Annotated in this window: 11 protein-coding genes and 1 tRNA gene; 2 read left to right on the forward strand and 10 right to left on the reverse strand. The window is 39.5% G+C overall.

The annotated features are described in order from the left end of the window. Window positions 1–111 precede the first annotated feature (111 nt). From H7T99_RS10295 to H7T99_RS10315, 5 genes are all read right to left on the reverse strand, one after another. Window positions 112–198 (reverse strand) — tRNA-Ser (locus H7T99_RS10295). A 58-nt stretch (window positions 199–256) separates the two neighbouring features. Continuing rightward, window positions 257–898 carry a tRNA (guanosine(46)-N7)-methyltransferase TrmB gene (trmB, locus tag H7T99_RS10300; protein ID WP_037602675.1) on the reverse strand — a complete coding sequence of 214 codons (642 nt, stop codon included), beginning with the start codon at window positions 896–898 and terminating at the stop codon, window positions 257–259. 9 nt (window positions 899–907) lie between these two features. After that, window positions 908–1,699, reverse strand: coding sequence for a cell cycle regulator CcrZ (ccrZ, locus tag H7T99_RS10305; protein WP_002884270.1), 792 nt, complete (start codon window positions 1,697–1,699; stop codon window positions 908–910). Window positions 1,700–1,756: 57 nt separating this feature from the next. Beyond that, complete coding sequence (locus H7T99_RS10310) at window positions 1,757–2,794, reverse strand: ABC transporter permease (protein WP_037602678.1); 1,038 nt, start codon at window positions 2,792–2,794, stop codon at window positions 1,757–1,759. Next, entirely contained in the window at window positions 2,791–3,522 is a 732-nt protein-coding gene (locus H7T99_RS10315; RefSeq protein ID WP_037602681.1) for an ABC transporter ATP-binding protein, read from the reverse strand. The genes H7T99_RS10310 and H7T99_RS10315 overlap by 4 nt, the downstream gene beginning before the upstream one ends. 64 nt (window positions 3,523–3,586) lie before the next feature. Between H7T99_RS10315 and H7T99_RS10320 the strand changes: the two genes are divergently transcribed. Together H7T99_RS10320 and H7T99_RS10325 are read left to right on the forward strand one after the other, a co-directional pair. Then, window positions 3,587–4,006 (forward strand): HIT family protein, encoded by a 420-nt coding sequence (locus tag H7T99_RS10320; RefSeq protein ID WP_002891660.1) that lies wholly within the window; start codon window positions 3,587–3,589, stop codon window positions 4,004–4,006. Beyond that, entirely contained in the window at window positions 4,003–4,302 is a 300-nt protein-coding gene (locus H7T99_RS10325) for a hypothetical protein (RefSeq protein ID WP_037602683.1), read from the forward strand. Before H7T99_RS10320 ends, H7T99_RS10325 begins: the two co-directional genes overlap by 4 nt. 180 nt (window positions 4,303–4,482) lie before the next feature. Here the strand turns inward: H7T99_RS10325 and H7T99_RS10330 are convergent, their stop codons facing one another. The 5 genes from H7T99_RS10330 to H7T99_RS10350 form a co-directional block, all read right to left on the reverse strand. Beyond that, on the reverse strand, window positions 4,483–4,650 hold the full coding sequence (locus H7T99_RS10330; RefSeq protein WP_162837453.1) for a hypothetical protein: 168 nt from the start codon (window positions 4,648–4,650) through the stop codon (window positions 4,483–4,485). 17 nt (window positions 4,651–4,667) lie between these two features. Then, window positions 4,668–5,066 (reverse strand): hypothetical protein, encoded by a 399-nt coding sequence (locus tag H7T99_RS10335; RefSeq protein ID WP_037602686.1) that lies wholly within the window; start codon window positions 5,064–5,066, stop codon window positions 4,668–4,670. Between the two features lie 135 nt (window positions 5,067–5,201). After that, window positions 5,202–7,307, reverse strand: coding sequence for an AAA family ATPase (locus H7T99_RS10340; protein ID WP_004183275.1), 2,106 nt, complete (start codon window positions 7,305–7,307; stop codon window positions 5,202–5,204). Between the two features lie 709 nt (window positions 7,308–8,016). Further along, window positions 8,017–8,271 (reverse strand): Txe/YoeB family addiction module toxin, encoded by a 255-nt coding sequence (locus H7T99_RS10345; RefSeq protein WP_021143706.1) that lies wholly within the window; start codon window positions 8,269–8,271, stop codon window positions 8,017–8,019. 3 nt (window positions 8,272–8,274) lie between these two features. After that, a complete protein-coding gene (locus H7T99_RS10350; protein ID WP_129852038.1) occupies window positions 8,275–8,529 on the reverse strand; it encodes a type II toxin-antitoxin system Phd/YefM family antitoxin in 255 nt (84 codons plus the stop codon). Window positions 8,530–8,743 lie beyond the last annotated feature (214 nt).

Raw genomic sequence — 8,743 nt, forward strand, 5'->3', positions numbered from 1 at the left:
CATACAAAAAGAGAAAACCTATCAGGTTCTCTCTAGATGTTAGCTTTTCGTCACCCACTACAGTTGACAAAGAGCCTCTAAAACGGAAGGGACACTTTGTCTATTTCTCAAAGGAGAGGAGGGGATTCGAACCCCCGAGCCCCGTTAAGGACTACACACTTTCCAAGCGTGCGCACTCGGCCTCTATGCGACCTCTCCACATCAAACGATTAGCCATCAATAGGCTAATCGTTATTTTTAATCAAGTTTTCAATAATTAATCTTTAAACTGAGCCTCTACTCGGTAGATGACCTGACCTTTTTCTGAGAACTTACGCTCGTACTCAGTCATGACATTGCCCTCATAATCACTTGCATGAAGGTCCAACCAAACTTTGTTGAGAACCATTCCATACTGTGAAAAGCTCGCCAAACTGTATTCGAAAAGTCCACGATTGTCTGTCTTAAAGTGAATCTCTCCGTTTTTAGGCAGAATTTGCTTATAAGTATCTAGGAAAGTCTTGTAAGTTAGACGACGTTTCTCATGACGGCTCTTAGGCCATGGATCTGAGAAATTCAGATACATCATATCCACTTCACCATCTTCGAAATAGTTGGTCAAGGAAGATCCATCCACACGCAAGAGTTTGACATTTTCAGCACCAGAAGCCAAGACCTTATCCAAGGCATAGCTCAAAACAGACAACTGAATATCAATACCAATGTAGTTGATGTCAGGGTTTTGTTGGGCCATACCAGTAATGAAGGCCCCTTTACCAGATCCTACCTCGATATGGATAGGATTATCATTACCAAAAAGCTCATGCCACTTACCTTTAGCAGCTTCCGGCTCAAGAATAACGTACTGAGGATGGTTAGCTAGGTGTTCCTCTGCACCTTTACGTTTTCTAACTCGCATGTCTACTTTCTAATATCTGTGCAAGGTCTCTCTGAATTTACGAAGTTCATAAATCTCTCGGTTGGCATGTTCCATATCACGACTATCAAAGAATTTTGAAATCTGTGTCAAGTATGAAAATTGCCCATACCAGTAAATCTTGTCCATCACAAGGTCATTGTTCTTATAGCCATAGTATGACAACCACTGGGGCCAATGTGCCAATGGAATGTAATGGCTGAGGATTTGTGCCACATCATACATACGATCTGTTAGACGTACAGAATCCCAATCAACCAAATAAATCAATCCTGAGGTTGTGATGACAAAGTTACTATGACGAGCATCTCCGTGAACAATTGTTGCAATCTCCGCACGAAACTCTGGAAGATGACGTTTCAAATCTCTAACAACGTCTTGAAGGAAGCCATTTTCACGCAATTGATAAGCGGCATTTTCTTCCCACTCGTGTAGAAGATCAAAAGGATTTTCAATATGATAATCCAACTGCAAAAGTTGATTAACCAAGTGTTTAGAGCGGTGCAAATTACCAAGAATTTGGATAATCTGTTTACTGTTCATGTCATGTTTGGTCAAAATACGACCATCAAGCCACTCCTGTGCACTCATCATGTCACCATTTCCCAGACGCTTAGCCCACAAGAGCTGTGGTGCAATCTGTTCCTTGGCAAGAGCTGCCAAGATTGGTGTTGTATTCATCTTCACAAAGACGCGATCTCCGTTTGGGTAAGTTCCCATATAGGCCTTACCACTATTTCCTTTGAGAGGAGTCAGGCTCAAATCTTTATCTGTTGATGTCACCTAGGCATCTCCTTTTTCTTTAGTCATTCGTTTCTATTTTAACTTATTTAATAGGTGTTAGTCAATCATCTTCTTAAGCTTGGCTGGTAGGTAAACAAGGCTCAAAACTAGCATAATTCCAACCAAGATCAGGCTAAATTTAAGATCGAAGAGGCAAATAGCCTGGACCAGAGTCAGCACAAGTACAATCTGAGTAATCAAGCGCTTAAGATTGCTCACCTGCATGTCTTTTCCAACTGGCATAAGGTTAGCCATTCTCTGATAAGCAAAGTGCGATTTAAGCGCCGTGAGCTGGAAGAGCAAAAGGTAGTCAAAAACAACCACAAGAACCATAGCCAGCCATTTTTCAGGAACCAAAAAGATAACTAAAAGCGTTAGGGCAAAAAGGCGTAGGCTAAGGGCAAAGTAATCTCCAGAACGCAAGAAGGCTCTTAGGTAAAGATTATACCAGGTATTTTCCTTGTCTTTCTTTGTACGTTTGAGAACACCATCCAAATAGGCACGACGTTTAACACTCGACGTAATCCCTTTAACATTGGTAAAGAGTGAAAAGAACTTCAAGATCGATTGTTGACGCTTATTTTCTCCTGCAATAGCTTCAGTCCAATTCAGTCCAGACTGCTTATAAAAAGGTTGAGCCTTTTTCTGGAAAATAACATACTTAAGAATAGCCATAGCCACAGCTACAAGGATAACTCCCCAAACTGGAAGTCTCAAGGCTAAAAAGAGAGGAATAACCAAAATAAAAATCAGGGTTTGTACTATTACCCAAAATCTAAAAGCACGTCCTGTTGCCTTCTTAACATGGTCTAGCACCTCTTCTTCCTTAACCAAAAGGTAGTGCTTGTCCGCAGGTTCTAGATAAGTCGCAATATTCCCCCAGAAAGGTAATAACAGACAAAGCATAAGCAAGCCAAGAATAATTGCCCACGGATTCTTTGGAAAATGTCGAAGCAACTGGCTATACTGAACCAAGACAAAACCTAGCAGAAAGAGAAGAACCAAGATAAAATGATCATTAAACACGTAGCGACTATACTTAGCACAGCGGGCATTGAATCGCTTGCTACGCTCCTTAAATAGCTTAGCTATCATGACAATTCTCCCTTAGTTAACTGCATGTAAATATCGTTAAGACTGGCACTATCGTCGCCAAAAGTCTGACGGAGCTCCTCGAGAGTCCCCTGTGCTAAGACCTGTCCATGGTGCAAAATCACAAAGCGATCACACATCTTCTCGGCTGAATCCAAAACGTGGGTAGACATGAGAATCGCCTTGCCCTTAGCTTTTTCCTCAGCTAAAAGCTCAATCAAGTCCGAAATCGCCAAGGGATCCAAACCTAGGAAGGGCTCATCAACAATGAGAAGACTTGGACCAACAATAAAGGCACAGATAATCATAACCTTCTGCTTCATTCCCTTTGAAAACTGAGTCGGGAACCAATCTAACTTTTCATCTAAGCGAAAGAGTTTGAGGTACTTGTCCGCACGTGCCATCCCCTCAGTCACATCAAGACCATAGGCCATCAACACCGTTTCCAAATGTTCACGAAGCGTCAACTCTTCATAGAGACTTGGCGTTTCAGGAATATAGCCAATCTTCTGACGATAGCTAGCTGGATCTTGTTGAATAGTTAACCCATCAATGGCAATCTGTCCCCCATAAGGTGTTAAGAGACCAATAATCTCGTTAATTGTTGTTGATTTTCCAGCACCATTAAGACCAATGAGACCAACCAATTCACCATCAGCCACCTCAAAAGTCACATCTTTTAGGACGGGAATATTAGCGTAACCACCCGTCACCTTTTCTAATTTAAGCATTATCTTTTCTCTCTTTGGTATGATATAATCTATTATAACAAAAACTCATGGAAAGGTCGTTATTATGGATAATTGTATTTTCTGTAAAATTATATCTGGAGAAATCCCTTCATCAAAAGTCTACGAGGACGACAAGGTTCTAGCCTTCCTCGATATTTCACAAGCTACAAAAGGACATACCTTGGTTATTCCTAAAGAGCACGTTCGTAACATCTTAGAAATGTCTGCTGAGACCGCTGAGACTGTCTTTAGCCGTGTTCCAAAAATTGCTCGTGCCGTGCAAAAAGCAACTGGAGCAATCGGCATGAATATCCTTAATAACAACGAAGAAGTTGCTGGACAAACCGTCTTCCACGCTCATATTCATCTCGTTCCTCGTTACGGTGCAGACGATGGTATCCACATGGGATTTGACGAACACGAACCAGACTTCGCTGCCCTGGCCGACCTTGCTGACAGCATCGCTAAAGAGGTAACAGAATGAAAATCGGACGCTTTCTAGCTCTTGGAGCTCTTGCCTACGGTGCCTACTACGCCTATAAACGACGTGAAGACATCAAAGAGGAAATCCTAGACCTCAACCAATCACGAGAAAATATCTCTCACGATCTGGACAATATCAAACGCAACCTTGACATCATCAAGGAACAAAACCTTGTTCTTGCTGACATCAAACAAGACCTCAACTATAAAACACGCGTCTTCAAAAAAGACCTCGAACCCCGACTCAACATCATCCAAGAACGCTTGCAAAAGTATCAAGGTGATGATAAAGAATAAAGGTAAGTAGCATCGGCTACTTACCTTTTTTATCAATGATGAAAACTTATAAAAAGTTTATGGATAGTGTAATAGTCACTCAATGTTCCTTTTTTTCACAACAGAAAGTATCATTCAATAATAAAAGGCACCACTAATCAGATTAAAGAGAACACTACTAAACCTATTTTCATATAATTACTATTTCTTTTTTAAAGCATTAATAATAGAACGTGTTGCTGATTTCGTTAAGCCTTGATTTTTAGGATGTGTCCTTAAATAGGAATGGACTTTGGTACCAGTATCTGAACGTGTGTAACCATTTGTATTAACAATCTTATTACTTAACAGTTTATCCAATAAATCCATTCTGCATCTCCTCACAATTAGTAATTAAAATTTATACTAAATGAATTCATTGTATCATAGTTACCATTCTGTATATTAGCAGTCCACCCAATATTTTCACCGCTCTTCATTTTATGCTTATAGTAGTTTGCTTTTTTTGCTTTTTCGTCTGATTCCTCAACTTTCTGTCCTGGATTAACTGCAACAAATTCTGATATAGATACTGACTGCTCTCCTTTCGGATCGATACTAGATTGTGACGAACTAAATGGTGTTGCTTCAATACTATTGTTAATTACAAAAGTTGATTTTATATTAATTTCTTTATCCGTTAAGTTATCAATAATAATATTTCCACCAGTTCTTGTTATTTTAATATTTTTATCACTATATAGTTCTTCCGTTTTTGCTTCGGAAGATTTGAGACCTACGCTCAAATCTTAGGAATGGAATTCCGTTAGGAAGTCGCTTCCGTCCGTAGCACCCAAGGAAAGTCTTAAATAAAAAAGAAAAAAACAGAGATGTCTACTAACATCTCTGCTTCATAATAGGATTAGGAGGTTTTATGCTTTTTATTTAGCATCTTTTTCTTTGATAACCAAGACACCATCTTCCATATCAGCTTCTAGGTGTTTAGCATCAAGGTTATCCAAGTGGAAGTCTGTGACTTTGTCACGGATTTGTTGTTCAACCACACGGCGGAGTGGACGAACACCCATGACTTCATCGTAGCCTTCTTCAGTCATGTATTCTTTAGCAGCTTCGCTAACTGCCAAGTCAATGTCTTTCTTAGAAAGCGTCTTGTTAACTTCAACCAACATAAGGTCTACAATCTTAGAAAGATCTTCTTTGCTCAAGTGTGAGAATTCGATGACAGCATTGAAACGGTTAAGGAATTCTGGACGGAAATAAGGTTTCAAACGATCCATAAGTTCTGGTTTATCAGCATCTTCTGTCAAGTTAGCTTCGTAACCAAAGCCTGCGTTTGAAGTTGCGATAATCACAGTATTCTTGAAGTTTACAGTGTTACCTTGACCATCTGTCAAACGACCATCGTCCAAAACTTGGAGGAGAAGGGTGATGACTTGAGGGTCAGCCTTTTCAATTTCGTCGAGAAGAACGATTGAGTATGGGTTACGGCGAACACGTTCTGTCAAAGTATTGCTATTGTCATCATAACCAACATAACCAGCTGTCGTACCAATCAATTTAGAAACGGCTGTGCGGTCGCTGTATTCTGACATGTCCAAACGGATAATGGCATCTTTGGTTCCGAACATATCAAGAGCCAATTGTTTAGCCAACTCAGTTTTACCAACACCAGTAGGTCCTACAAAGAGGAAGCTACCGATTGGACGGTTACCTTCGTCAAATCCTGCACGGTTACGACGGATGGCACGTGCCACTGCTTCAACGGCCTTATCTTGACCGATAACTTTAGTTTGCAAACGGTGGCCCATATCTTTCAAACGTTCGATATCAGTTGCTCCCATTTGCGATACTGGGATACCAGTCATACGTTCTACAGATTCAGCCACATCGTTAACAGTTGCAGTGACTTTAAGGTCTGCTGTGTGGTTAGCAATTTTCTTTTCAAGTTCTTCAATACGAACCTTAGCGTTTAGAGCTGCTTCGTAGTCTTCTTTGGCAGCTGCAGCTTCTTGTTTAGCTTTTTCTTCTTCAATTTCATGTTCAACAGCATTCACATCAGTCACTGGGTGTTGAGCAGCCAAGTGAGCAGCTGTTACATCGACAAGGTCGATAGCCTTATCTGGCAAGCTACGTTGTGGAATGTATTGTACAGAGAAATCTACCGCTGCCTTCAAAACATCATCTGGCAAGATAACATTGTGGTGTTTTTCATAAAGATCACGGATACCTTGGAGAATCTTGAAAGTATCTTCAGCAGAAGGAGCATTGACCTTAACTTCGTTGAAACGACGGGCTAGGGCAGCGTTCTTCAAGATAGTGTTACGGTATTCATCTTGAGTTGTTGCACCAATCACTGTCAATTCACCACGTGAAAGAGCTGGTTTCAAGATATCAGCAAGACCTTTAGACCCTTGACCATCGCCAGTGCTTCCGGCACCAAGAATTTGGTGGATTTCATCGAAGAAGAGGATAATGTTTCCAGCTTCTTTGACTTCGTTTACCAAGTTTTGAATGTTTTCTTCAAAGCTACCACGGTATTGAGTACCAGCTTCAAGTCCAGAAATATCAATTGAAATGATTTCTTTATTCTTGATAGCAGCTGGGACATCACCATTGACGATGGCTTGAGCCAAACCTTCAACTACGGCTGTTTTACCAACCCCAGCATCCCCTACAAGGACTGGGTTATTCTTTGTACGACGAGCCAAGATTTCGCAAGCTTCTTGGATTTCTTTGTTACGTCCGATAACAGGATCCAATTTACCTTCGCGAGCTTCTTCAGTCAAGTTACGACCAAGTTTAGCAAGAATACCATCTTGTTTAGGTCCTTTACCTTGTTGTTGAGTTGGGTTCACTGCTTCACCTTCATTACCAGGCAATTGACCTGTTTGACGGTAAATCGCAAATTCTTCAGGTGTCACTTCACGGCCGTTAATCATGTAGCGACGGTTTTCTGAACGGTAACCACCCATATTACCCATCAATTGATTGAAAAGATCGTCCATATTGTTAAAGTTGTTGTTCATATAATTACCTCGTTTTGTGTTTTCTTGTGAAATTTTTTAAGTGTTATTTTTATGTTAATGTGTTTTTTGACTTTTACTGACCAAAACCCTAAAAATTTTTAGTAGCTTCAACTACTCTCCTAATAATTTCAGGTTTTGCTCTTGGTAGGAGACTGAGAACTTTCACAGTCTTAAATAAATTGTCATTTAGCATAAGAGCCACCTTCTTTCTGTGAATCTCTCAATATAGCTAACTTCCAAGCCTCTTTCAGAAAGAAACTTGTAGATTAAGGAAACCTTTTTCCTTATAGCTTTATCATATACCTTTCATCTGCTTGGGTCAAGAATTTAGTTTTGACTTTTACTGACCTTTTTAATGAAAATTTAAGCAGACAAGCTGCAATCTTTTCATATCGATATATGGACTGTTTTGACAGCCTTCATAAGGATTTCATTTCCTTATGTTTATATTGTACAACATTGGTCAGTATTAGTCAATATCTTTTTTGACTTTTTTTGACCTTTGTCATAAACTTTTTTGCAGTCAAACCAAAATAACTTTATGACAAGTATTTAGGCAAGCACTGCAAGATTTATATTTATAAGGAAGCTAAATCCTTATGCGACTATCATACACCATTAGTCAGTAAAGGTCAATGGCTTTGTTTGATCTTTTTTGACCTTTTTGAAAATAATTTACGGAAAGTAAAAAAGCCTACCAAAGGTAGACCTAATAATGATCTTTGAAAGAGAGAAAGGCGACACTTTTACCATCAATCATATAAATCAAACGATTTTCAGCATCAATTCGCCGAGACCAAGCTCCTTGAAAGTCATACTTCAAGGGTTCTGGTTTCCCAATACCTGAAAAAGGATCCCGTTGAATGTCTTTAATCAGCTTATTGATTCGCTTAAGTGTCTTCCTATCCTGATTTTGCCAATAACAATAATCCATCCATGCATCTTCAGTGAAAGTGAGTAACATTTTCTACTCCTTTAGTGCATGCTCTTGAGTCTCTCCGGAACGCACCTGAGCCATTCCCCTTAAAACCTTGTCTGAAAGTTCTTTATTTTGAACAATACGCAATGTTTCTTGAATACTATCCCACTCACTCTTTGAGACCACTACAATATCTTCATCGGGATTTTTATTGACTACAGCTAGAGGTTCAAATTCATCATTAACCTTTTTCATATAATCCTTCAAATGATTTCGAAACGTTGAATAGACGACTGCTTCCATTAGCATACCTCATTTTCCTCTTTTCTTTTATTATATACCAAGAGTATAAACTTGTACAAGTTCCTGACAAGTTTATACTTTCTATAACATTTATTCGAAAAATTGTAAAATATAGTGCAACAAAAAAACTCATAGCTTTTCATTGGTGTAAACTGTAAGTAACCACACAAACAGAACCCGAGGAAACACTATGAGCTACTCCCATCTTACCATA

Origin of the sequence: Streptococcus sp. 17.1 (genome assembly GCF_016648655.1) — a bacterium.
In the GTDB taxonomy this organism is placed as follows: Bacteria; Bacillota; Bacilli; order Lactobacillales; family Streptococcaceae; genus Streptococcus; species Streptococcus salivarius_E.

Bases quoted from the DNA above. Each gene is read 5' to 3' on its own strand.
- H7T99_RS10325 (WP_037602683.1), top strand. From the start codon at position 4,003: ATGAAAATCGGACGCTTTCTAGCTCTTGGAGCTCTTGCCTACGGTGCC.
- trmB (WP_037602675.1), bottom strand. From the start codon at position 898: ATGCGAGTTAGAAAACGTAAAGGTGCAGAGGAACACCTAGCTAACCAT.
- H7T99_RS10345 (WP_021143706.1), bottom strand. From the start codon at position 8,271: ATGTTACTCACTTTCACTGAAGATGCATGGATGGATTATTGTTATTGG.
- H7T99_RS10315 (WP_037602681.1), bottom strand. From the start codon at position 3,522: ATGCTTAAATTAGAAAAGGTGACGGGTGGTTACGCTAATATTCCCGTC.
- H7T99_RS10350 (WP_129852038.1), bottom strand. From the start codon at position 8,529: ATGGAAGCAGTCGTCTATTCAACGTTTCGAAATCATTTGAAGGATTAT.
- H7T99_RS10320 (WP_002891660.1), top strand. From the start codon at position 3,587: ATGGATAATTGTATTTTCTGTAAAATTATATCTGGAGAAATCCCTTCA.
- H7T99_RS10310 (WP_037602678.1), bottom strand. From the start codon at position 2,794: ATGATAGCTAAGCTATTTAAGGAGCGTAGCAAGCGATTCAATGCCCGC.
- H7T99_RS10330 (WP_162837453.1), bottom strand. From the start codon at position 4,650: ATGGATTTATTGGATAAACTGTTAAGTAATAAGATTGTTAATACAAAT.
- H7T99_RS10340 (WP_004183275.1), bottom strand. From the start codon at position 7,307: ATGAACAACAACTTTAACAATATGGACGATCTTTTCAATCAATTGATG.